Source organism: Akkermansia sp. 54_46, from assembly GCF_001917295.1.
Lineage (GTDB): Bacteria > Verrucomicrobiota > Verrucomicrobiia > Verrucomicrobiales > Akkermansiaceae > Akkermansia > Akkermansia muciniphila.
In genome coordinates this window covers 41326-63590 of sequence record NZ_MNUD01000023.1, presented here as the reverse complement: position 1 = coordinate 63590, position 22265 = coordinate 41326, and the positions used below count along the sequence as shown (strand labels likewise).

Here is a 22265-nt window from a genome sequence, read left to right as displayed (position 1 = left end):
CCAGGCAACCGTCCGGGCCGGTCTTTCCATTTTTGGGCGGCCAGGGGACGAAAACAACCTTGTTTCTATTGTCCCCCCTTATCCTTTATATTATGAGGGAAGGCCCGTGAAAACGATCCGCGTGCATCAGGCGATCGCACAGGACGTTCAGGCGGCCCTGGCGGAAGTCCTGGCCGCGTATGGCCTGGACCGGATCCGCGCGCTTCACCTGGACCAGTATGGAGGTTCCTACAATGACCGCAGCACGGCCACCGGCAAAAGCAAGAGCATGCACGCCTGGGGGATTGCCCTGGACTTTGACCCGGCACGGAACAGTTATTCCTGCAAAGCCCCCCATGCCGGGCTTTCCCGCCCGGAGTGTGAAGAGTGGTGGCGGATATGGGAAGCCCATGGGGCCGTTTCTCTGGGCCGTGAACGGAATTATGACTGGATGCACCTTCAGTTCGCCCGCCTGTAAACGCTGGCAAAAAGAAAGGCGCCCCCGTTTGGAGGGCGCCTTTTTTGTTACTTGGTTAAGACGGCTTCCGGATTGCGTTCCAGGACTTCCAGGAGCTTGGCCGCCGCTCCTGATGGAGTGCGTTGCCCGCTTTCCCATTTTTTCAGGGTGGATGGGGATGTTCCCAGGAGAGCGGCAAATTCTTTCTGGCCCATGTCCAGGTTTTGCCGTAATTTAGCTACCTTGTTTTTCACAATCCAGTTCCGGCGGCTTCCGGGAGCAAAAACTAGTACCCGTACCCCCCGGACCGGTTCTTCACTCAAGGATTCCAGGGCCATTTCTTCACATTCGTCAAGATTGCGGTTTACTTCTTCCGCAGTAGTCCCGTGGGTGCAATGCCCGAACAGGAGTTCAGGGAGGCTTCCTAGATAAAGCTGGTCTTCTTCAGACCATTCAATAACGCGCGTATAATGAGTTTTATTTTTCATGCTTCTTGTTCTTTCTTTCCTGATTACAGAGTTTTTCAACGTCCTTTTCTTGGTAACGCTGGGCGTCTTGTCCCAGCTTGCCGGAAACGGTGTAAAGCAAACCGCCCTTTTTGTACTGGCGATGATCACCCCGGCAACGGTCAAGGGTAAATCCTGCCTTTTCAAGCATTTTGATTAACTCCCGTATCTTCTTTGGCATGAGTACAAATTAGCACATTGGGTACTTTTCAGCAAGAGAAAAAAGCCCCATTGTGTCTTTTTTTTATTTTCCACGCAAAAAATCCCCGGCTGGGCGAACCAAGCCGGAAAAATGAATGTCTCCAATCATGTTTCCGTTTTCATCAATAATCCAGAGATGGGGCGAAAAGCAACGGGCCTTTTCAGTCATGATGTATTCAGCAATCCATTCAACGGCATCATTAAGGGAGGCGTGAGTTTTAGCCGGGTCCGCAGGTGGTGGTTGTGTAGGAGTATTCCTTCATTGTTTTGTTCTTTCAGTTTATTGTTATGATTCTTTGGGATTAGTTAATCAATAATCAACTCCCCATTCTGTTGCATGGACTCCACGAGCGAACACACCGTCAATCCACTCTTCGCCTTCGTCTTCGTTGTAGTAGTTTTGGTAAATGCTTACGGGGGATTCCGATATGGCAGTTTTTATGACTTTCATAACTCGGTCAATCTCCGCCTGATCCTCCGCATCGCACGGGTCATAGTAAGACACATTGAGGCGCTCTCCAGATGGTTTGGAGGGGCGTTCATCGCACCCTCCTTCTTCGTCGATCCAGTAATGGATGAAGGAGGACACTACAGGGCTGGAGGTTACCTGGGATTCCAGGGCGGAATAAATTTTTTGCAGTTCGGTTTCCATGATCTTGTTCTTTCAGATGTCGCCCTCCGGGGCGTGGATTGAAATTTTGCATGTTTAGGGGGTAGCCCCTGGGATGTTGGTCAATCCAATTCCTTACAAAAGGCGGCGGCCAGAGATGGCCGCCGTTTTTTGTGGGGCGGCTTATTTAGGGGCGCCTATGGTCATATCAAGAACAGTCGCGGCGCCTTTCCAATCCCTCAATTTCTGCGAGGATGAATCATAAAGCCCTTTCCTAATGGGCTGTTTGAACGGTTTTCGGGCGTTTTTTGGCCGGCGCAAAAGAATATATTCAACACCTGCCGTTCCAGAATGCAAGGGCGCCACATATTCCCAGCCGTCCGGAAAGTGTATAATATCCGGGGTAATCTGTTTTTTATAATTCATGTTATTCCCTGCAATAAGCATCACTGGATCAATAGCATACCATTTATAATCATATTCTGTGACAGGTTGACCCATCTGCGGAGTAACTTCTTGCTGCTGTTCCGCAGGGGGAGCGGAATATACCAGCACACCCAGCAAGGCAACAATGCAGGAAAGAAGAGATATGATGATAATACTTGTATATTTTATAGACATAATCTCGTGATAGCGTGCTTTCCCGGCATTGTCCAGCAATTCCTGAAAAAGAGAAAGCTGGCCTTTAATGCGTAGAAGGATTATGCGTTGTTGTCTGGCTCTTGGGGGCGCGGCATGGGTGGGGTAGAATCCACGATGGATTGAAGAAGGTTGCGGATATGCCTTTCCGCGGCGGCATAGTCTGACGGATCAATATCCGGGGGAAGAAGGGCTTTCCATTCCTCCGGCGTTAGACGTACGGGAAAAGTAAGAACATCATCATAATTAACCTTTTTATTTTCAATAGTTTTTGATTGTTCCATGAGCTGTTGAATGAAAGCAAGCTTCGCTTTGGGTATTGGCGTAGGAGTAGAAGGAGCTAACCAATTATCAACAGTAGATTTACTAACATAAAGCTTCTTTGCCAACCAGTTACGATCTTTTCCGGCACCCTTTAACCATTTTTTTATGCTTTCAACAGAATAATCCATGCGTGACGGTTTACTAAAATCTTGAATAATTAGCAAGGGTGAAAACTGCAATTTCCGAAAAATACGAAATATAGACTTGACGTTTTTTACGATTTTTCATAGTTGTTAGTCCAGCTATGAGAAACAAAATTACGAATAATAGTAATATCACCCTGCAAATTCCGGCACTAACGTTTGGAACTCTCGCCATTCAGGCCGCGCAGGCGGGAATAGATATTTCCACGTTGTTGACCAGGGAAGCGTTGACCCGTCAGGGACGGAACATGACCCCGGCAGCATTGCCCCCTGTCCCGGCCCCTGAGCCCGTAACATGCCCGGCGCCGGCAATGTTCCCCACTCCCGCCCCCGTAGTGGTCAACGGCGCGGATCCTGACCTGAATTTGAGATAAACAACCGATTAGAATCATGAAAATAAATACAGCATTCAATCCGGCCCCCATGGGAGACCGGCGGAATATCAATATCATCCATGAAAGACTCTCCAACGTTCCGCCGGATGACATCATAAAAAACGTTATCAACAATGCGCGGGAACTGGTGGAAGGTCTGCCACGTGTGCAACTGGAAGCGTTGGCCGGTTCGCTGGTTACGGAAATTCTTCTGGCCCAGGGCCTGGGATGCTCTGAAATCCCCCTGAAGAATCTGAAACAAATGATGGGGATGGCCGGAGTTTATGCGAAATGTGAATTCAAGCCCAGCAACGAAAATGGAACAAGTGAATCCTGAAAGCGTGGTGGCCGTGGGGAACGTGCAAACGGCAGGGGATCAGATCAAATATCTGCCCCGCTTTTGCCGCCTGTATGATTTGCCCAAAACGCCGGGCCTGTTCCTGCCGGACAGCGCCCCCAGCAAAGAAACGCTGCGGACCTGGCGCAACAACGGAACGCTGGTCATGGTGAAAATAGGAGCGTCCCTGTTTGTGGATCTCCACATGACCTTGAAAAAGAATAAAATAAAACTCGGAGTGCTTAACAATTAGCGTTTTTTATGAGCAACAAATATGCCGCATGGTATTTGCGCGTCAGAGTGAAGGATCTGGAACAGCTTCCTTTTCATCCGCCGGCGGAAAATGAGGCGGGGGAAGGATTGCCCGCTGATTTTCCGCGTGAGGAATTCACGGAGGATCAGCTTGTGCTGCTGGATGAATACTACCACGCCAAGCGGGAAAACGTGGTGAAACAGTTTTTCCGGCTGCTGCGCGTCCATCCCGGCAGCATGGATTTGACCCTGTGGCATCTGGCGCTTAATGCCGGCATCCTGGTAAAACTGCTTGGGATAGGGGATCCCCGCTCCTTTACCTGGCGGGAACTATGTGACCGGTTGGGCGTGGGGGAAGATGTGCTTTACCGGCACAAGAAAGAAATTTTGCGCCTGATTGATGAAATAAAAAAATAACCTTCAATATATTATGAAAACATATATCAAAGAACGCCCCATTGCCTTTTCCGCGGATATGGTGCGGGCGCTGCTGCAAGGCTGGAAAACACAGACCAGCCGCACGCGGGGCTTAGAACGTTTCAATGGCTGGCCGGACTGGAAAATCCCCCTGGGTGAAGATGCCTGGAAACTATGTCATTTCACAGAAGAAGAATCGGGAATCTGGCGCGCCGTTTTCCAGGATCCGCGCGGGAAATGCCCGCCAGGGCTGGATCCTGTGGTGAAATGCCCCTATGGGAAGCCGGGGGAACGGCTATGGGTGAGGGAACACTGGAAAGTAGGGTTGTTCCTGCCATGGGGAGGCTTTGAAGTGGAATACCTGGCTGACGGGGCCCGGAAGGTATGCGAGCCGGGCGGCGGTTATTCTGCCGCCTGGCTGGATTGCCTGAAAGAACAATGCCTGGAAGACTGCCGGAAAGCGGGGGTGAAGCCCTGGCTGGACAGATCTGTCTTGCGGCGGCGTCAGGCCATGTTCCTTCCCCGTTGCGCCTCACGGATTCTGCTGGAAATAACTGATATTGAGGTCAGGAAACTACAATCCATTACTGAAGAAGAAGCTATGGCGGAAGGAATTGAAAGCATTTTTTACGATGAAGAAACGTCCTCCACCGGCTGGAAAAACTATCTGGCCCCGGAAAGCATGTGCATCCGCGCCAGAGATTCCTTTTTCACGCTGTGGGATCGTCTGCACGGCGGCGGGGAAGCGGATCCCTGGGTGTGGATGATCAAATTTAAGGTATTGGAAGTTAAAGGAATAATAAAATGAAAAAACGATATACGCTTATTGGAGTAATTCATGATCCAGGGGATGAAGATTATTGCCTGCGGCTCAATGAAAACGGGTACGTGTTCAACATTCTGATCACAGACCGTAAACATATCATATCGCTAAATATCAACTTGAAAACATGTGATATTCGTACCGCCCGGAAAAAAAGGAACAATATATATAAAGCGTTGTACGGGAAAGAATTTACCCTGTAAAAAAATGAATCCTGAACATGAATTTGAAATACGCATCTATAATCCTGTTTTCAAAAACGGCCCTTGTGCGTCAATGTTTGTTTCCTATGAAGTTGCAAAAGACCTGATTGGAAAAGTGGATATAAACGCCGGGAAAAATGAAATTCTTTATTTCAGAAAAAATGAAAACCAAGCGTGGGTTGCTCTAAATATGAAATATTTTCAAAGTTATATATGCGACGGGAAAACAATTAACTTATTTTTTTCATAAGTCATTGAATAAAAAATGAAAGCCGTACTGCGATATTTAGGAGGGAAAAACCGATACGCGCGGGAAATCATTGAACACTTCCCGCCGCATTTCTGTTATCTTGAACCGTGCGGCGGATCCGCCGGCGTCCTGCTGAATAAGGCCCCTTCCGCGGTGGAAATTTATAATGACCTGGACGGGGAAGTGGTGAATTTTTTCCGGGTATTGAGGAATGGGAATTCCGGGGAACTTATTGATGCTATCCGATTGACGCCTTGCAGCCGGGAAGAACTGAACCATGCCCGGCCAGTCAAGGATCCCGTGGAACGTGCCCGCCGCTTTTTGGTGCGCTCCTGGTTCGGCATTGCCAATGACGCATTCCGGGACGCTTCTTCCGGCTTCCGGGTGAGCCGGAACCGTCAGCCCACGGTGGCGGCTGACTGGAAAAACCTTCCGGAAACGCTGGAAAAGGCCGTTGAACGGCTTCGGAACGTGTACATTGAACAACGGGACGCCCTGGAACTGATCTCACGGCATGACGACCCGGAAACCCTGCATTTCATTGATCCGCCCTACCTGAAAAGCACCCGCACCCGTGAAGGATCCTACACGCACGAATTCACTGATGCACAACACGAAGACCTGTTGCGGCTGGTTCTGGATTGCCGGGGGAAAGTGGTGTTGTGCGGGTACGACAACGCGCTTTACAACAACGCCCTTTCCGGCTGGTGCAAGGTCAGCTACGGAGCCCGCGCCGGCATGGGGAAAAAACGGGTGGAATGCCTGTGGATGAACTATCCTGACCAACTTTCACTTTTCAAATTTCACGCATGAAATCACACAAGGAACTTGCCGAGGAAATTTTAGGCTATCCAATCGGGGAAGACGGGTGCGCCCCCTGCCCCGGCGCCGCGCTGCATACCACGCAAAGCGGGCCGCGGGATTGGCGTATCTGGTTTGACGGCGAAGGAAAGCCGCATGAATATTGCTTCCATCAATCCTGCCAGAGCGCCCGCGACGACTTCATGAGGGTGCTTTACCGGGCTATCAGCGCGGAGGAACGCGGGGCCCGCAGCACCCGCAAGGCAACCCCCAAATACCAGCGTCCCCTGCCCCCGGCGCCCCAGGCGCGGAAGGTAAAAGCGGAAGAATTGAATGAAGATCTGGCCCTTGCGCTGGCGGGCCGGGTGGAGGAAGAAATCACGTTTGACTGGCTGAGGGATCATAGCCCGGTGGAAATCCCCGGCAACCCCCGCGCCTGGGGGGAACTGCTGCTGAATGAACTATATCCCGCCGGCGCGCGGATCCTGGTATTCACGGCCTTTGCCTCCCAGGGTCAATATATGTATATCGTGAAGGATGGCGTTTACAAGCTGGGGCGGAAACCCGGCGTGGAGCCCGTAAAAGCCCCGCGCCTGCCTGCCGGCGGGGATGCCGGCGTCTGGTACTTAACGGCGCCCGTGACGGGCAAATGGGAACCCAACCCCGGCAAGCGGGATGCCATGGGAAATTTGATGCCGGGGCGGCGGCATGCGGCATGCTGCACGTCCTTCCCCTTCCTGGTCCTGGAAAGCGACGTACTGACCGCGGACGTATGGCTGAAAATTCTGGTGCAGCTTGCGGATCCGGTTGTGGCCGTTTACACCAGCGGCGGGAAATCCGTCCATGCCCTGGTGAAAATTTCCGCCGCCACGCCGGAGGAATTCAACGCCATTAAGTCAGAATACGTCTTGCGGCTGTCCGCCGTGGGAGCGGACGCCGCGGCCATGACGCCTGTACGGCTGTCCCGCCTGCCCGGCTGCATGAGGCACGGAGCCACCGGGGAAAACGGAACCTATTTCAAATACGACCAACCGCGCCTGCAGGAATTGCTTTACTTGAACCCCGGCGCGGTCCACGGCGTTCCCATCCTGACCATGCCCGCGCGGCAACCAAGAAAGGCGGCAAGATCATGAGTGATTTGACCACCGCGCAAATATTAGGCGCGGCGCCCGTCATGGTGGACGGACGCCCCAATATCCGCACCAACCAGCAAGTGAGCCTGATCGCCCAGGCGGTAGCGGACAACCTGCCAAGCGGCGCCCTGTACCGGTATCATGACGAGTATGTGACCATCAGCACCATCAAGAGCACCAACCAGGACGGGGAAACGACGGAACTTGAAAAAAGGCCCATGGATCCCCGGCGTTTCACAACGTGGATCGAACAATACATGACCTTTTCCGCCAGTGCGGAAGATCCGGTGGAAAGCATGGGGAAAAATATGGCGGAATTGATTCTGGCGAGTGATTATCTGCGGGCCGCCGTGCCGGAAATTGCGGAAATCATGCCCGTGCGTCTGCCCGCCTGGGGCGTAGGGCCCAAGGGAGAACGCTTCCTGCGGATCCTGCCCGCCGGCTATGATCCGGCCACGCGCATTTACAGCGCGGAAACCGTGGCATGGGACGCCAACAAGGTTTGGCCGGTGGATGCTGTTCTCCGGGCGATGAACAGAGCCCTGGCGTCCTTCCCATGGGCGGAAAAATCCGCCGGGCCTATCACGCATATCCGTTCCGCATCCTGCTTCATGGCGTATATGCTGGGGCAGTTCTGCCGCCACCTGATCGGGCGACAACCCATGATTCTTATTATAGGCAACCAGCCGGGGACGGGTAAAACGCTGCTTGCCAAATTTGCGCTAGGCCCCATTTATGGAGTGCCGAACGCCACGCCGTTTCCCAAGGATGACGCCGCCCTGCAAAAGCTGTTGTTTACCAAGCTTATTTCCGGGGCGCCGTATGTCCTCATTGATGACCTGATCAATTTAAGCAGCACGACTTTGAACCAGTATGCCACCAGCGAGGCCATTTCTGATCGCGTCCTGGGAGGCAATAAGGAGTTTTGCGGGGTCAACCGCATGCAGATTGTCAGCACGGGGAACAATTTGACGGTAACGCCGGACATTGAGCGACGCAGCCTGATTATTGACCTGTTTGACGTGTGCAAGTCCGTCGAAAAAAACATTGCCAATCCATTAACGGAAAAAGTATTCAGCCGCCCGCAATGGCGCCGGGAAATGCTTATGGCCTTGTGGTCCCTGGTCTGGCATTGGAATGAACAGGGCTGTCCGTCCGTGTGTTCCGCGTCCGCCATGCCGTCCTTTGAAGGATTTTCGGAGGTAGTGGGATCCATCGTCATGACGGCGGGCTTTATCTCCCCCTTTACCAAACGCCCGGCCACCACGGACGGCGGGGACGTCCGGGGGAATGCCCTGGAACGGCTGCTGGTGGCCCTTGCGGACAAGATACAGCCGGAAACGCCGGAAGCGCCCCATACGCAGCTGACGCACCTGTACACGGTGGAAGCTGTGATGGGCGTGGCCGGGGATCTGGGGCTGGTGGACATTATTTGCAGCGGCAAAAACCAGAATCAGAGCATGGGGCATCAACTGCGGAAGCTCAAGGGGCGGCAATTTGTGGACAGTTCCGGGCGCGTCTTTACCTTTGGCCGCCGGGAAGACGCCGTGTCTTCACAATATAATGTAGTCATTCTTTCCGAACCGCGCATGTAAGACGGCCTTTCAAGGGAGATCCCCCTTCCGGGATCTCCCTTTTTTGTCCCGTCAAGCCGTGTGGCCGGCTGTTTCGCCGCCGGTGGCCAGATATTCCGGCGTCAGGGACCAGTAACGCGCGGCAGAATCTTTGGTCAGTCCGCGCATATTCAGGTAACGGGTTTTCAACAAGTCGGTTCCGACATGGCCCATATCATGGCTTAACTGGTTCAGATCATGCCCGGCTTTCATGGAGTAGGATGCAAAAGAATGTCTTAGACAATCATGCGGCCAGGGATTTTCCGGAGAATAGCCGGCGCGGGTGCGGAGGGCAAACAGGCGCGTTTTCAGATCCCGCGGATTGATGACGGGATCATCCGGGCCCGCGTTGTGTGGCCGGCACGCCAGGATCCACGCCTTCAGCACGGGCTGAATGGTCACATGGCGGGCGCCGCCGGTCTTGGAATGTTTGGCCCGGACGGAAACAACGCCGTCCTCTAGGGAGATATCCGCCCATGTCAGCCGGGTAAGTTCCCAGGGACGGATGCCGGCAAAGGCCCCCAGGGCGACATACAAACGTAAATCCGTTGTGTCCTGGGCCGCCACGCGCCGCCGATAAACCGGCGCCGTCCTGTCTATCTCCTGGGGCGGCGAGCATGCCCGGAACAAGGCGGTCAACTGATCCGGGGTCAATGCCACTATTTCCGCTTCTTGCACGGGAAGCTTGTCTATGGGATCCACGGGATTTTTAATGATCCAGCCGCGCTTGATGGCAAAGTTAAACAGGGTGGCAAGCTCGCGCTTCAGGTTGTTCCAGCTGGTAGGGTGGCCGGCGTGGCATGTGTCCAGGGCATCCCGGATCATGGCCGGCGTAATGGCCGCGCATGGTCTGGCCACCAGATCCGGGCAAAGACGTTCCAGGCGCCCCAGGCGCGTTTTCCGGGACAGGACCGTCACGCGGCTGTTGTGCGCTTTAGCCGTGCTGGCCGTGCTGGCAAGTTCCCGGAGGGAGGGGGACATATCCGCGTCCGGCGGCGCCACCCCGCGCCCCAGTTCTACTAATGTTCCCAGCTTTGCCACCGAGCCCGCCCGCTTCACAAGCGCCGCGTAATGGGTGGCGGCCTCTAAAGGCGTCACCCCTATTTCTGACAGTATTTCATCAACCGCGTTCCACTTATAAGCATCAAGATCGATCGTTTTTCCGTTTACCGTTCCAAAACGTTTCAAATTGCGTATCTGTTCCGCAATATATCCTTCAGCCTCGCCTTTTGTGGCGAAATATTTTGAGGTCTGTTTCCCCGTGTGGGATATGCGTTCCGGGATGACAACCCGCCACGGTTTTCCAGGGCGGGAAGTGCAGGGGCGCGGCTTCCAATCGTCAACCAAGCTGTGCATAATTGTGCATGCTTTTTTGACCACATTATACCCTTTTTCACTATTTTCCAGCATGGAATGTAAACTATGCTCTAAAAGTAACAAGCCCCTTAAACCGTTGGATTTAAGGGGCTTTGAAGATGGTAGCAGGGAGGTGATTTGAACACCCGACCAAAGGCTTATGAGTCCTCTGCTCTACCACTGAGCTACCCTGCCGTTAAGTGGTTGATGCCGTAAGGCGGGGAGATATTTAGCCCGGATTGGAAAGAATGTCCAGATTTTTTTATGGTTCAGGAGCATTTTATCATGACAATCCGCCTTTCCCTCCGGGGAAATCATTACTGATGAATCATTTTTCCACTCAACCGTCTCATATGGCCCGCGTCCCGGACCATTTCCTGCATACCGACATTTACAACGCAGGGTATGATTATTCCTCCAGCCCCATGCCATTGACAGAGCGGGACAGGAAATAGAGACCCATAAAGATTTTCGGATCCACCACTTTTCCCTGCTCCATCTGCTCCATCAGCCAGTCATGCACCAGAGTAAGAGGAATGCGGTGCACAGTAATATTTTCGTGGGCCACACCGCCTCCTTCCGATATTCGATGCAGGCCTTCCGCCATATAGAAAGATACCATTTCCGTAGTCAATCCCGGAGAGGAAGGCCCCGCAAGAAGATACGTCCAGGAATCCGCCCGGTACCCGGTTTCCTCTTCCAGTTCACGCCGGGCGGACTGCAGCGAGCTTTCCTCCCCTTCATCCCCGGAAATACCCGCAGGCAGCCCTACGGTCCGGGCATGCAGGGGAACACGGTATTCTTCCACCAGAAGCAGTTCTCCTTCTTCCGTCACGGCCACGATCATAACAGCTCCGCTGGCATTCACCCGGCGCACGTATTCCCACCTTCCCTCTTTCAGGAGTTCCAGAAATTTCCCCCGGCAGAGAGACAGGCATGCTTCCTCTGGCTGTTCCATTTGTTCCATGATGCAGCCCACGTTAGGTTTCCGTCCGTCTGTTGTCAACCATGCGGAACGCCTCCCTTCTGCATCTTCCCGTGCAGTTCCAATCCGGTTCCTGTAAGTGGTTGATTTCCGGCGGCGTAATCATGTCCTTTTCGTCACCCAAGCCTGTAACAAAACCATAATATATTGACAATAAATAATTTATAAAATTACACAGAAAATATACTCAGGAGGACTAAATTATCGGAGGAAGCAAGAACAAAATATTTTTTCATGTGGAACCCCCGTGGAACGTAGGGCCGAGGAACGATGACTCGCGCTGTTTCAAAAAGATATTTTTTTCTCAGTCGCAAATCAGTAATTTGGCGCTCCCGTCAACCGGGGTGTTGAGCTGAAAGCGGATGAGTTCGCCTTCTCCACCCCGATGGACGCCACGAGCTGTCACGGCTGCGGATGAACCTGATCCGGTTCCATCCGCGGGCGGCCTCGTAGCGGGACGGAACGCCTTACGGCTATTTCTAACCAGCAACATCTTTTATTTCCAATAACAATGACGCCGCCATCAGAACTGTCAGCCACCTGGTCCAGAATCACGGGAGCCTTGCAAACAATCATGTCCCCGGAGGTTTATGGATTGTGGTTTCCCAAGTTTTCCCTGCTGGAGGATTCAGGGAAGGCGCTGACGCTGGTGTGCGACGATCCTATGGCCGCCCTCTGGGTGGAAAACAGCTATACGCCGGAGCTGAAGCAGGCCGCCATGCTGGCTCTGGGCACGGAACGCCAGATAAAGTTCATCTGCACGGATGAAGTGGCTTCCATGCCCGCTGCAGAAGGCCAGCCGCAAAAGGCTTCCTCCCGGGCCAAAACGCCGCAGACGGCGGATTCCCCGGCCGCACCGGCAAAAAAACAGCGCACACCGGCCGCCAGGGCATGCCTGAATGACTTATATACGTTCGATTCGTTTGTGGTTTATGAAGACAGCCGCTTTGCTTATCAGGCAGGGCTGTCCGCCGCACAGTCGGAACGGGCCCTGTTCAATCCGCTTTTCCTGTACGGAAAATCCGGCGTTGGCAAAACCCATCTGCTCCAGGCCATCGGCCATGAGGTGCTTCATCAGGATTCATCCACCAATGTGGTGTACGTCACGGGCGAACAGTTCGCCAATGAATTTATTGACGCTTCCCGGACCCAGAACGGACAAAGCTTCACCAAACTGCGCCGCAAGTACCGCAAGGCTGACGTCCTGCTGGTGGACGACGTGCAGTTTATTTCCGGCAAGGAAAAAACGGTGGAGGAATTTCTGCATACGTTTGACGAACTGTTCCATGCCCACAAAACCATCGTGATTTGCGCAGACGCCGCCGCATGCGATATTTCCAATCTGGATCCCCGGCTGGCGGCACGCCTGGAATCCGGACTTACGGTAGAATTGAACCTTCCGGACGACAACGCACGGCTGGAAATCCTGCGCAGCAAGCGCGACCGGGCTGGCATGAACGTATCCGACGAAATTCTGGAGTTTCTGGCCAGCCGCATCCAGAAGAGCGTGCGCCGTCTGGAAGGCGCACTGCTCCGTGTAGCCACCTTTACTTCCCTGTCCGGAGACATGCCTGACATCGCCAAAATTGAGCAGCTTCTACGCGACATCCTGCGGGAAGAAACAAGCCGCATCCTGACCGTGGATTCCATCCAGAAGCGCGTGGCGGATTTTTACGAACTCAAGGTCAGCGATCTGACCGGCAAGCGCCGCCCCAACAGCATCGCCTTTCCGCGCCAGATCGCCATGTACTTGAGCCGCCGCCTGACGGAACGCTCCCTGAAAGATATCGGCCAGGCATTCGGCGGCCGGGACCACGGCACCGTCATCCATGCGAATAAGCTGGTCGCCTCCCGTATGGAAGAAGATGTACGCGTGAGGGACATCGTCCAGAGGCTGGAAGAAGAGTTGAGGGATTGATTTCCTTATCTTCATTCCCTCCCGGCCAGACAGGAAAAGCATCGGTCCCGTTAGCCCCCATGGCTTTTCAGGCGGAAGAAGCGCTTCCGCGGCGCAGGGGAGAATAAGCTTGAGGCGAAAGCGGTTTGGATTAGAATCACCCTGTTCCCATTGATTCCATGATCCACGCCGACCAGCTTTCCAAAGAGTTTGGCCGCTTTCAAGCGGTAAAGAATGCCTCCTTCCAGATTGAAAAGGGGGAAATCGTAGGGTTCCTGGGGCCGAACGGCGCAGGCAAGACCACGACTTTGCGCATGCTGACCGGCTATCTGCCCCCCACTTCCGGCACAGCCACGATTGCGGGGTTTGACATTGTGAAAAATCCCCTGGAGGCTCGCAAACATCTGGGCTACCTGCCGGAACACGTGCCCCTTTACGACGACCAGCGCGTCACGGAATACCTGAAATTCCGCGCCAGGCTTAAAGGCATCTCTTCCAAGCAGATCTGGCCTGCCGTCTCCAAGGTTGTAAAACAATGCGGCCTGGATCCCGTGCGCCGCAAGATGATCCGCACCCTTTCCAAAGGCTACCGCCAGCGCGTAGGCCTGGCGGACGCCCTGCTGGGGGAACCGGACCTGCTGATCCTTGACGAACCTACCAACGGTCTCGACCCCAACCAGATACGCCAGATACGAGAGCTAATCAAAGGTCTGGCGGCCAACCACACCATTATTCTTTCCACCCACATTCTCAGTGAGGTGGAAATGATTTGCAACAAGGTCATCATCATTGACCAGGGAACTATCAAGGCGGCGGATACCCCCTCCAACCTGACGGCCAATCTCCGGGCCGCCGGCAAGATTACGCTGGAATTCCGGGGAGACCTGGCCCTGATTACGCAGAAACTGGAAAATCTGGAACATGTGAAGAAGGTCATCCATGAAGGAACGGACGCCGACGGCTGGCATACGCTGACCGTACGCGCGGAGGCCGGGACGGATACCCGTGAAAAGGCCGCGCGCCTCCTTGCGGAACAGGGATGCCCCCTGCGCCATATTTACCGCCACACCCCCACGCTGGAAGAAGTGTTCGTGGAAATGACCCGTAAAGATTAACTCCCATTTTCCATCCCCGCCCATCCACCACCTCCCATTTCCCTTTTCTCCCCATGTCTCCAGTACTTACCATTTTCAGAAAAGAACTCAGAAGCTACGTAATGACTCCGTACGGATGGGTTATCCTGGCTTTCGTCATGGCCCTTCAGAGCGTCTCCCTGTCCGGCACGCTGAAGGCTTTTCAACTGGCCCCGCAGAAGGAAGGCATCCTGTTCTTCATCCTGCATTCCCCCATGTTCTGGTTTTACTTCCTGTTCATCTTCCCACTGCTCACCATGCGCTCCCTGGCGGAGGAGGAAAAGACGGGAACGCTGGAATCCCTGCTTACCACGCCCATCAAGACATGGCAGGTGGTCCTGGGAAAATACTTCTCCGCGTACGCTTTTTACATCATCTTGTGGCTGCCCATGCTGCTATACCCCCTCCTGGCGGACTGGTCCAACCTGATTGTACAGTGGATTTACGGGTATGATGCGGGCATGGTTCTTCCCTACCGCCTTGCGGACTGGGCCGGGGCATACGCTATTCTGCTGCTGATCGGCGCCTGGTTCACGGCCATTGGCATTTTCGCCTCTTCCATGACGGGCAGCCAGATTATTTCCGGCATCATCACCATCGGCCTGCTGGTTCTGATTTTCTTCATGGGGCTGATTCCCGTGGTGTGGGGGGAATTTCCCGCAGCGGGAATTTTCCACTACATGTCCTGCTCGGAACATCTGGACCGCTTTTCCGCCGGGCTGGTTGACACGCGCCCCGTCATATTTTACCTGACCATGACGGTTCTGACGCTGGCCGTCACCATCCGCATCATTGACCACCGCCGCTGGAAACACTGATTCATTCTGCCTTCACCCTTTTTTATTTTTATCTATCTATGAGCGAAACACCAGACACCCCCGCCGCGGCCGCGGAAGCCTCCCAGCCCGCCTCCCGCAAGGTCAAACGCCCCTGGATGACCTGGATCAAGCTTTTCCTGCTGTTCCTTATCGTCGTATGCCTGAATTACGTGGGCTGCCACGAGTATTACCGCCGGGACCTGACGGAAGACCAGCGCTATGAAATATCCCGTCAGAGCATCAACATGCTCCAGTCCCCGGAAATCCAGAAGCGCAAACCCCCCGTCAAAATCACGTTCGCTTTCCTGCGCACCACGCAGAACTACACCCGCATGCGTTCTCTTCTTGAGGAATACGAACGTTATTCCAACGGCAAGGTGAAAGTGGAGTACGTGGATCCCCTCCGCCAGCCGAACAAGGCCCGTGAAATCTCCAATATCTACGGAATTGAATTCAAGAAGAACCTGGTCATCATTGATGCCCGGGAAGATACGGAAAAAGCACTCAAGACGTTTGAAGGCACCCAGGCGGACGCCGCCCACGTGCGCATCCTGCCCGGAGACGCCTTCGTAGTGTACGCCCCCGGGCCGGACGGCAAAAGCATGAAGGCGGTGGCGCTCCAGATTGAAGACATGATGACTGCCGGCATTTACGGAGCGGCCAACGGCGAACCTCGTAAAATCTATATCGCGGCGGACAAGAGCAACTTCAACGAAACCCTGAGCAACAACCAGGAGGAAAGCATTTTCACGACGCTGGGCAAAATCTGCCGTTCCGTCAACCTGCAGCTTGTGCCCATCCGCATGAGCGGTCTGGAAGAGATTCCGGAAGATGCCGCAGGATTCATGATTATCGGTTCCAGGTATGATCTGTCCCCGCAGGAGGCGGAAGTGCTCCAGCGGTACTGGGCGCGACCGAACGCCGCCATTCTGATCATGCTGGAACCCCAGAATGACACCCCCAAACAGCTTTACCGCTTTCTCCGCGAACAGGGGCTGCGGCCCCAGAATGACCGCGTGATGCTCCGCAACAGGAGCAACCGTTCCGTTTTTGAAATTAACTCCATTTTCGCCCCCTCCCTGAATTGCACCCGTGAATTCTGGAATTCCAGCACCGGACTGGAAGGGGAGAGCATCTCCCTCATTCTGGATTCCGACAACGCGGCCATGGAACAGAAGCGCATTACGCCGTATCCCCTTCTGGTGACTACGGAGGATTATTACGGAGAAACCAAATACAACCAGTTCCCAGCCAAGTTCGACGCAAGGGAAGACAATCCGGGGCCTCTGATGATCGGCGCGGCCCTTATCCGGGGGAATGCCGGAGACGTGAACCAGAACAAGACTACCGGACGCCTGGTTCTGCTTGGCAATACGGACCTGCTTCAGCCCCGGCAAATCAAACCGGAGCAGAGGGATTTCATGCGCACGCTGATCGGCTGGATGACGGACCGTGAAGAATTGCGCGGCCTCGGTTCTCGCCATGACCTGACCGTCAAGCTGAATCTGGACCGCAACGCCCTGGGCGTTTTGGAACTCCTGACGAATATCGGCCTTCCCCTGCTGGCGCTGCTGATCGCCCTGATTATCTGGAACACGCGCCGTCATTAACCCCATCCACGCCCATTACCGGAAGCACATGCGCACATTCCGCTTTATCCTTCTCATCCTCATCACCCTCGCTTCTGTCGGCGCGGCGGTGCTCCTCACCATTGACGGCAACCTGTCCCGCATCATCGGGCGCACCGCCTTCAGTTCCGGAGAACGGCTTTTCCCATACACCCGGGAAGAAATGAACGAGGTTTCCTGGATGCGCATCAATTGCGTGGGGGATGTCGCGGAATTCCGCCGTAAGCCCAACGGCGTCTGGTGGTGCGAAAAACCCTGGAACGACCGTATGGACCCTCGCGCGGCGGCGGCCATTCTCCAGTACACGTATTCCACCAGCATTGTGGACGCGCTGCCTCTGCACAAAATTGATTCCGCTTCCCTGAAGGAATTCGGCGTAAAGACCACCCCCGTTACCATCACTCTCAAGGAAATGAGCGACGACGGAAAGCGTTCCTCCACCGTAGCGCGCTATACGCTGGGTTCCCCGGCGCCCTGGCTGGTGGACGATCCGGAGAACAAGACCACGGATGACACCACCTATATGCAGACGGATTTCTACGGACGGGACACCCGCATTCTGGTGGGCACCGGCAACATCCTTCCTCTGTTCAAATCCGGTATCCGCCAGCTTCGGGACCATCGTCCCCTGCTCCTGCATCCGGCCATGCCCGCCTCCATTGAAATCAACAACCGGGGCCAGCGCATCGCCCTGAAACGCGAGACTCCCGGCTCTCCCTGGAAAATCACGTATCCCCTTTCTCTGGATACGGATCCGGCCATGATGGATGTGCTGCTGGGCACGCTCCAAAAGCTGACCGCCGTTCGCGTGTACAACCCGGAGGAAACAAGCGTACCGGACATGACGGATGATCAGATCACCTCCGTTTCCATCAGGAATTTCACAGGCCGTCTTTCAGAAGACGGCAAATCCCTGCAAATGGAGGAACAGCCCGTCACGCTCCGGATTTACCCCCCCTCCGACAACGGAAGCCTGTCCGAACTGGTCAAGGCCACCGTTTCCGACCGCAAGGCCGTCTTTGAACTGGCTCAAACGACGGAAACCAACAAGGAAATTCCCGGCGTACGCAATATTCCGCTGGATCTGGGCCTTTTGCGTTCCAAGCAATTGACGGACATCGGGGATTACAAAATTACCGGCCTTTCCATCCGCAAGAGCTTTCAGGATTACCCCACCATCGCCCGCTTCATTCAGGGGGATGAGAAAAAAGGCATCAAGCCCACCTGGCTGTACACGGCAGAGGGCGCCCGTTACCAGGAAGCGAATCCGGAACATCTCATTTCCCTGCTGAAAACAGTTAAACAGGGGAAAGTGGCCGGATTCGCCTCGGACAAGGCTACGGATCTTTCCGTATACGGGCTGGATAATCCCAGAATGACGCTCACCATGTCCCTTCTGCCCAAGCCCGGTGAAGAGTCCCGCCCCCCCGTGACGGTATTTTTCTCCAAGGGGGCGGACGGTTCCTGGTATGCCCTCCAGGCCGGAAAACCCACCGTTGCCATACTGGACAACGCCTACATGAAGGATTTGCTGACGGATGCACTGGCCTGGAAAAAAAAGAGGCTCTTCTCCTTCAGCAGGTTTGACCTCAGAGAAATGCACCTGGAACGCATCGGTTCCGGAGGCCCCCTGGTCCTGAAATTCGACCGTCTGGACGATTCCTGGACGGCCTCCAAAGACGGAAAGGATGAAACCCTGAATATCAACCCGAACCGCGCCAACCGCTATCTGGACGAACTGGAAAAAATGGAGGTGAGCGCCTGGCTTCCCTATACGGACGCCACAGCGCATGAAGCCCTGAAAAATCCCGTTTTCCGCCTGAAACTCATCCTCCAGTCTTACAAGGAGGCGCCCCCCGTGCCAACCAAATCCGGGACCGGCGACATTACCTTTGCCCCGGAACCGGAAACGGAGGACAAAGTCATCACGCTGGAAATCGCCCCGGCGGGGGAGGCCGGATACAGCAGATTTTATTACGGCAGAGTAAATACAACCCCGAATTATTTTATCCTGAACATGGACGCCGTGCGTTTGCTCGGCGCCAGCCTTTCGGAAGATAACTAACCATTCCTCCCGCATGAGCAAGATTGAGCTGCACACCGCCATCTCCTTTCTGGACGGAATCCTTTCCGTGGACTCCATTCCGGACGCCCCCCGCGCCCTGAACGGCCTTCAACTGGAAAACGGAGGCTCCGTTTCCAAGGTGGCCGCCGCCGTGGACGGCTCAGAAAAGGCCATTCATGCTGCCCTGGAAACAGGGGCGGACCTGCTCCTTCTTCACCACGGCATTTTCTGGCAGCCCATGCAGCCCATTACCGGCATCGCCTACCGGAAGCTGAAAGCCGCCATGGACGGGAACCTGGCGATTTACGCCGCCCACCTTCCTCTGGACGTCCACCCCGCATACGGCAACAATGCCCTGCTGGCGAAGGCCTGCGGCCTCCGGCCATGTTCCCATGATGGGCTGGACTACCACGGCGTTTCCCTCGGTACGCACGGAGAATTTTCAGGTACATGCGCGGAATTGGAGCAAAAACTGGAAACCGTCCTCGGCGCGCCCGTGCAGGCCTTCTGGAAAGATTCCCCGGAGGCTCCGGCCGGAGATGTCTTCATCTGTACCGGAGGCGCGGGAGATGATCTTGCCCAGGCAGCGGCCCTCGGCTGCCGCACCTACGTGACCGGGGAAGGCTCCCACTGGAACATCCCCCTGGCCCAGGAACTGGGAGTCAATCTGGTCTTCGGCGGCCACTACTTTACGGAGACGTTCGGCGTAAAGGCCCTGGGGCTTCTTCTCAAGGATGTTTACGGGCTGGACTACACTTTTATTGACCTGCCGCCCTCCGCCTACAGCCATTGACCAAACTCCACGGAACATGAATCTGACTACGGACGACGCCGACGGGAAAATCCGCCTGGACCAATACCTTGCCGCCCACCTTCCGGAGCTTTCCCGCTCCAGGATTCAGAACCTGATCAAAAGCGGGGACGTGTTGGTCAACGGCTCTCCCGCCAAGCCTAAAAACCCCGTCTCCCGCGGTGATTCCATCACCGTCCGCATTCCGGAGCCGGAACCGGCGGAAGCCCAGCCTCAGGATATCCCCCTGGACATCCTGTATGAAGATGAAGACGTGGTCGTCATCAACAAGGAAAGCGGCATGGTCGTGCATCCCGCGGCCGGTAACCCGGACGGCACCATCGTAAACGCCCTGCTCCACCACTGCGGGGACCTCTCCGGCATCGGCGGAGTGGAACGCCCAGGCATCGTCCACCGCCTGGACAAGGACACCTCCGGCTGCCTGGTCATCGCAAAAAATGACGCCGCCCATCAATCCCTGACGGCGCAGTTCGCGGCCCGAAGCACGGAAAAGCGTTATCTGGCCGTCGTCCAGGGCATTCCTTCCCAAAGTTCCGGCACGGTCTTCACCCATATCGGCCGCCATCCCGTCAATCGCCTGAAAATGGCAGTAGTCAATCCCGGTTCCGGGAAAGCCGCCATTACGGACTACGATTTGCTCTGCGCGGACCCGTCCACGGACTCCTCCCTGGTTCTGTGCACGTTGCACACGGGCAGAACCCACCAGATACGCGTGCACATGCTCCATCTGGGCCATCCGCTCATCGGGGACCCCATTTACGCCAAACCCGCCCGGCAAAAGGCAAAACCCGGCAGGCTCATGCTCCACGCGTGGCGGCTGGGCTTCGACCACCCGCGCACGGGAAAGCGCATGGATTTCGAAGCGCCCGTCCCGCCGGAATACACGCCGTGGCTCCAGCTCTTCCCCAACGGGCTTTACGGGGCCATCCCGGAGCCGCGCCCGGTACAGGAAGACGGAGGACGGAACTAAACCTCCCCGCCATTTCCCGGCAGCGGAAGCCGCTTCAACGGACAGAATACGGGAAAGCGCCATATTCAAATCCCAGAGCCGGCCCGGCCTTCGTCAGCAATCCGCCGTCATCCGGCGCCCCCATCCTTGCGGACAAAGATGCGGCAATAGACCCGTCGTTCACCTTCTTACGCCCCCTTTCCGGCAGGAGCGTCTACGGTCACAGTCAGCCGGGAACAATATTCTTTTCATCAATCAAGGAGAAATGAACCTGCCCGGCATCTTCCGCGCATGCAAGAAGAATCCGCGGCGGAGACCTCCCCTTTAATCTTGATTTGCCCCCCCGGAACCGCTACCTTGACACGGCTTTAACCACACAGCTTTCACAGAGACATGGAGACCACGCACCACGGGGAGGACGCCTCTCCGGACAATCCCCCCAGGCAGCAAAAAAGCGGAAACACGGATGAACAGACCATCGCCCTGACAAAGGCGCGCCTGGCTATTGACGAGGTGGACGCCCGGATTGTAGAGCTGTTAAAAAAACGCGCCGAATGGGTGCATGAAGTCGGCCGCATTAAAAAGGAAAAAAATTCCCCCATCTTCGTTCCCGAACGGGAAACGGTCCTGCTCAACAAACTGAACCGCCTGAATGCGGGCGTGCTGCCGGAAGCCTCCCTCCAGGCTATTTACCGTGAAATCATCTCCTGCTCCTTCTTCCTGGAAGGCGGCTTGACCATTGCTTACCTGGGCCCCAAAGGGACCTGGAGCCATCAGGCGGCTCTCAAGCAGTTCGGAAAAAGCTGCGAACTCATTCCGTGCCAGAGCTTCAAGGACGTGTTTGACATGGTGGACCGGGGAAAGGCCCAGTACGGCGTAGTTCCCGTGGAAAATTCTTCGGAAGGCTCCGTCACCGCCGTGATGGATCTTTTCGTCACCTCACCCCTCAAAATCTGCGCCCAGATCAATCTGAACATCCGCAACAGCCTGATGGCGGATATTCCGCGGGAACACATCCGCATCCTGTATTCCCACCCCCAGGTCCTCGGCCAGACGAGGAACTGGATCCAGCGGCACTTCCCGAACGCGGAACTCGTGGAAACGTCCTCCACTACGAAAGCCAGCATTCTTGCCAAGGAGAACGCCGCCATGGGCGCGGCGTCCCTAGGCTGCCCGCTGGCCGCGGAATTGTTCGGCCTGAACATCTTGGAAGAAGACGTTCAGGACCAGTCCTGCAACACCACCCGTTTTGCCGTCATCGGACGCCAGGAAACGCAGCCCAGCGGCAGGGACCGCACCTCCCTGCTCATCCGCATCCAGCACAAGCCCGGCACCCTGGCGGAAGTGGTCAACTGCTTCCAGCGGCACAACAATAACCTGATACGCATTGAATCCCGCCCGTCCAAAGTCATCAACTGGGAATACGTCTTCTACATAGACGCCGCCGGCCACATTCAGGAATCCCCCCTCCGGGAAACCCTTCCGGAGCTGGAACAGCACTGTTCCATGCTGAAAATTCTGGGCAGCTACGCGGATACGGACGTCATTTAAGCCGGTTCAG

25 protein-coding genes and 1 tRNA gene are annotated in these 22265 nt (G+C 55.3%); 17 read left to right on the top strand and 9 right to left on the bottom strand.

The window, feature by feature from the left end; translation table 11 throughout:
* The first annotated feature begins 106 nt into the window (after window positions 1-106).
* Window positions 107-457: a M15 family metallopeptidase gene (locus BHW66_RS03910; RefSeq protein ID WP_286688916.1), complete on the top strand. Its 351-nt coding sequence runs from the start codon at window positions 107-109 to the stop codon at window positions 455-457.
* A gap of 47 nt (window positions 458-504) precedes the next feature.
* Here BHW66_RS03910 and BHW66_RS03905 read toward each other — a convergent pair whose 3' ends face one another.
* From BHW66_RS03905 to BHW66_RS03880, 6 genes are all read right to left on the bottom strand, one after another.
* Window positions 505-924 carry a helix-turn-helix domain-containing protein gene (locus tag BHW66_RS03905; RefSeq protein WP_215833921.1) on the bottom strand — a complete coding sequence of 140 codons (420 nt, stop codon included), beginning with the start codon at window positions 922-924 and terminating at the stop codon, window positions 505-507.
* Window positions 914-1123, bottom strand: coding sequence for a type II toxin-antitoxin system HicA family toxin (locus BHW66_RS03900; protein ID WP_102758878.1), 210 nt, complete (start codon window positions 1121-1123; stop codon window positions 914-916). The genes BHW66_RS03905 and BHW66_RS03900 overlap by 11 nt, the downstream gene beginning before the upstream one ends.
* Window positions 1124-1186: 63 nt before the next feature.
* The gene (locus BHW66_RS03895; protein ID WP_257228569.1) at window positions 1187-1312 is read right to left on the bottom strand and encodes a hypothetical protein; all 126 of its coding nucleotides are present in this window, start codon (window positions 1310-1312) and stop codon (window positions 1187-1189) included.
* Window positions 1313-1453: 141 nt separating this feature from the next.
* Complete coding sequence (locus BHW66_RS03890; protein WP_237973560.1) at window positions 1454-1795, bottom strand: hypothetical protein; 342 nt, start codon at window positions 1793-1795, stop codon at window positions 1454-1456.
* 141 nt (window positions 1796-1936) lie between these two features.
* The gene (locus tag BHW66_RS03885; protein WP_237973559.1) at window positions 1937-2413 is read right to left on the bottom strand and encodes a hypothetical protein; all 477 of its coding nucleotides are present in this window, start codon (window positions 2411-2413) and stop codon (window positions 1937-1939) included.
* Window positions 2414-2454: 41 nt separating this feature from the next.
* On the bottom strand, window positions 2455-2844 hold the full coding sequence (locus tag BHW66_RS03880; protein WP_237973558.1) for a hypothetical protein: 390 nt from the start codon (window positions 2842-2844) through the stop codon (window positions 2455-2457).
* 405 nt (window positions 2845-3249) lie between these two features.
* On the opposite strand from BHW66_RS03880, the gene BHW66_RS03875 reads away from it, so the two are divergent.
* From BHW66_RS03875 to BHW66_RS03840, 8 genes are all read left to right on the top strand, one after another.
* The gene (locus BHW66_RS03875) at window positions 3250-3570 is read left to right on the top strand and encodes a hypothetical protein (protein WP_237973557.1); all 321 of its coding nucleotides are present in this window, start codon (window positions 3250-3252) and stop codon (window positions 3568-3570) included.
* Window positions 3560-3823 (top strand): hypothetical protein, encoded by a 264-nt coding sequence (locus BHW66_RS03870; RefSeq protein WP_274285274.1) that lies wholly within the window; start codon window positions 3560-3562, stop codon window positions 3821-3823. The genes BHW66_RS03875 and BHW66_RS03870 overlap by 11 nt, the downstream gene beginning before the upstream one ends.
* An 8-nt stretch (window positions 3824-3831) precedes the next feature.
* Window positions 3832-4239 (top strand): hypothetical protein, encoded by a 408-nt coding sequence (locus BHW66_RS03865; protein ID WP_237973556.1) that lies wholly within the window; start codon window positions 3832-3834, stop codon window positions 4237-4239.
* 13 nt (window positions 4240-4252) lie between these two features.
* Window positions 4253-5047, top strand: a complete 795-nt coding sequence (locus BHW66_RS03860; protein ID WP_237973555.1) for a hypothetical protein — start codon at window positions 4253-4255, stop codon at window positions 5045-5047.
* Window positions 5048-5269: 222 nt separating this feature from the next.
* On the top strand, window positions 5270-5515 hold the full coding sequence (locus BHW66_RS03855) for a hypothetical protein (protein ID WP_237973554.1): 246 nt from the start codon (window positions 5270-5272) through the stop codon (window positions 5513-5515).
* A gap of 15 nt (window positions 5516-5530) precedes the next feature.
* Window positions 5531-6328: a DNA adenine methylase gene (locus tag BHW66_RS03850; protein WP_237973553.1), complete on the top strand. Its 798-nt coding sequence runs from the start codon at window positions 5531-5533 to the stop codon at window positions 6326-6328.
* Window positions 6325-7449: a hypothetical protein gene (locus tag BHW66_RS03845; protein WP_237973552.1), complete on the top strand. Its 1125-nt coding sequence runs from the start codon at window positions 6325-6327 to the stop codon at window positions 7447-7449. Before BHW66_RS03850 ends, BHW66_RS03845 begins: the two co-directional genes overlap by 4 nt.
* Window positions 7446-9044 (top strand): hypothetical protein, encoded by a 1599-nt coding sequence (locus tag BHW66_RS03840; protein ID WP_237973551.1) that lies wholly within the window; start codon window positions 7446-7448, stop codon window positions 9042-9044. Before BHW66_RS03845 ends, BHW66_RS03840 begins: the two co-directional genes overlap by 4 nt.
* Before the next feature lie 51 nt (window positions 9045-9095).
* On the opposite strand, the gene BHW66_RS03835 is transcribed toward BHW66_RS03840, so the two are convergent.
* The 3 genes from BHW66_RS03835 to BHW66_RS03825 all read right to left on the bottom strand — a co-directional run bounded on the left by BHW66_RS03835 (window position 9096) and on the right by BHW66_RS03825 (window position 11385).
* Window positions 9096-10418, bottom strand: a complete 1323-nt coding sequence (locus BHW66_RS03835) for a tyrosine-type recombinase/integrase (RefSeq protein WP_165477153.1) — start codon at window positions 10416-10418, stop codon at window positions 9096-9098.
* 120 nt (window positions 10419-10538) lie between these two features.
* A tRNA-Met gene (locus BHW66_RS03830) sits at window positions 10539-10613 on the bottom strand.
* 214 nt (window positions 10614-10827) lie between these two features.
* A complete protein-coding gene (locus BHW66_RS03825) occupies window positions 10828-11385 on the bottom strand; it encodes an NUDIX hydrolase (RefSeq protein WP_094140422.1) in 558 nt (185 codons plus the stop codon).
* Between the two features lie 529 nt (window positions 11386-11914).
* On the opposite strand from BHW66_RS03825, the gene dnaA reads away from it, so the two are divergent.
* The 8 genes from dnaA to pheA all read left to right on the top strand — a co-directional run bounded on the left by dnaA (window position 11915) and on the right by pheA (window position 22255).
* The gene (gene dnaA / locus BHW66_RS03820; RefSeq protein WP_094140339.1) at window positions 11915-13321 is read left to right on the top strand and encodes a chromosomal replication initiator protein DnaA; all 1407 of its coding nucleotides are present in this window, start codon (window positions 11915-11917) and stop codon (window positions 13319-13321) included.
* A gap of 158 nt (window positions 13322-13479) precedes the next feature.
* Window positions 13480-14415 (top strand): ABC transporter ATP-binding protein, encoded by a 936-nt coding sequence (locus tag BHW66_RS03815; protein ID WP_286688915.1) that lies wholly within the window; start codon window positions 13480-13482, stop codon window positions 14413-14415.
* 53 nt (window positions 14416-14468) lie between these two features.
* Complete coding sequence (locus BHW66_RS03810; RefSeq protein WP_102732741.1) at window positions 14469-15251, top strand: ABC transporter permease subunit; 783 nt, start codon at window positions 14469-14471, stop codon at window positions 15249-15251.
* A gap of 38 nt (window positions 15252-15289) precedes the next feature.
* Window positions 15290-16861, top strand: coding sequence for a Gldg family protein (locus BHW66_RS03805; protein WP_102758892.1), 1572 nt, complete (start codon window positions 15290-15292; stop codon window positions 16859-16861).
* 28 nt (window positions 16862-16889) lie between these two features.
* The gene (locus BHW66_RS03800; protein WP_102739754.1) at window positions 16890-18944 is read left to right on the top strand and encodes a DUF4340 domain-containing protein; all 2055 of its coding nucleotides are present in this window, start codon (window positions 16890-16892) and stop codon (window positions 18942-18944) included.
* A gap of 13 nt (window positions 18945-18957) precedes the next feature.
* Complete coding sequence (locus BHW66_RS03795; protein ID WP_102738166.1) at window positions 18958-19737, top strand: Nif3-like dinuclear metal center hexameric protein; 780 nt, start codon at window positions 18958-18960, stop codon at window positions 19735-19737.
* A gap of 16 nt (window positions 19738-19753) precedes the next feature.
* Entirely contained in the window at window positions 19754-20725 is a 972-nt protein-coding gene (locus tag BHW66_RS03790) for an RluA family pseudouridine synthase (RefSeq protein WP_022198047.1), read from the top strand.
* 372 nt (window positions 20726-21097) lie between these two features.
* Window positions 21098-22255: a prephenate dehydratase gene (pheA, locus tag BHW66_RS03785; protein ID WP_087393356.1), complete on the top strand. Its 1158-nt coding sequence runs from the start codon at window positions 21098-21100 to the stop codon at window positions 22253-22255.
* Window positions 22256-22265 lie beyond the last annotated feature (10 nt).

Coding starts and splice junctions, on each gene's coding strand:
- BHW66_RS03905 (WP_215833921.1), bottom strand. CDS start 924: ATGAAAAATAAAACTCATTATACGCGCGTTATTGAATGGTCTGAAGAA.
- BHW66_RS03900 (WP_102758878.1), bottom strand. CDS start 1,123: ATGCCAAAGAAGATACGGGAGTTAATCAAAATGCTTGAAAAGGCAGGA.
- BHW66_RS03895 (WP_257228569.1), bottom strand. CDS start 1,312: ATGACTGAAAAGGCCCGTTGCTTTTCGCCCCATCTCTGGATTATTGAT.
- BHW66_RS03890 (WP_237973560.1), bottom strand. CDS start 1,795: ATGGAAACCGAACTGCAAAAAATTTATTCCGCCCTGGAATCCCAGGTA.
- BHW66_RS03880 (WP_237973558.1), bottom strand. CDS start 2,844: ATGGATTATTCTGTTGAAAGCATAAAAAAATGGTTAAAGGGTGCCGGA.
- BHW66_RS03875 (WP_237973557.1), top strand. CDS start 3,250: ATGAAAATAAATACAGCATTCAATCCGGCCCCCATGGGAGACCGGCGG.
- BHW66_RS03865 (WP_237973556.1), top strand. CDS start 3,832: ATGAGCAACAAATATGCCGCATGGTATTTGCGCGTCAGAGTGAAGGAT.
- BHW66_RS03860 (WP_237973555.1), top strand. CDS start 4,253: ATGAAAACATATATCAAAGAACGCCCCATTGCCTTTTCCGCGGATATG.
- BHW66_RS03855 (WP_237973554.1), top strand. CDS start 5,270: ATGAATCCTGAACATGAATTTGAAATACGCATCTATAATCCTGTTTTC.
- BHW66_RS03850 (WP_237973553.1), top strand. CDS start 5,531: ATGAAAGCCGTACTGCGATATTTAGGAGGGAAAAACCGATACGCGCGG.
- BHW66_RS03845 (WP_237973552.1), top strand. CDS start 6,325: ATGAAATCACACAAGGAACTTGCCGAGGAAATTTTAGGCTATCCAATC.
- BHW66_RS03840 (WP_237973551.1), top strand. CDS start 7,446: ATGAGTGATTTGACCACCGCGCAAATATTAGGCGCGGCGCCCGTCATG.
- BHW66_RS03835 (WP_165477153.1), bottom strand. CDS start 10,418: ATGCACAGCTTGGTTGACGATTGGAAGCCGCGCCCCTGCACTTCCCGC.
- BHW66_RS03825 (WP_094140422.1), bottom strand. CDS start 11,385: ATGGAACAAATGGAACAGCCAGAGGAAGCATGCCTGTCTCTCTGCCGG.
- dnaA (WP_094140339.1), top strand. CDS start 11,915: ATGACGCCGCCATCAGAACTGTCAGCCACCTGGTCCAGAATCACGGGA.
- BHW66_RS03815 (WP_286688915.1), top strand. CDS start 13,480: ATGATCCACGCCGACCAGCTTTCCAAAGAGTTTGGCCGCTTTCAAGCG.
- BHW66_RS03810 (WP_102732741.1), top strand. CDS start 14,469: ATGTCTCCAGTACTTACCATTTTCAGAAAAGAACTCAGAAGCTACGTA.
- BHW66_RS03805 (WP_102758892.1), top strand. CDS start 15,290: ATGAGCGAAACACCAGACACCCCCGCCGCGGCCGCGGAAGCCTCCCAG.
- BHW66_RS03800 (WP_102739754.1), top strand. CDS start 16,890: ATGCGCACATTCCGCTTTATCCTTCTCATCCTCATCACCCTCGCTTCT.
- BHW66_RS03795 (WP_102738166.1), top strand. CDS start 18,958: ATGAGCAAGATTGAGCTGCACACCGCCATCTCCTTTCTGGACGGAATC.
- BHW66_RS03790 (WP_022198047.1), top strand. CDS start 19,754: ATGAATCTGACTACGGACGACGCCGACGGGAAAATCCGCCTGGACCAA.
- pheA (WP_087393356.1), top strand. CDS start 21,098: ATGGAGACCACGCACCACGGGGAGGACGCCTCTCCGGACAATCCCCCC.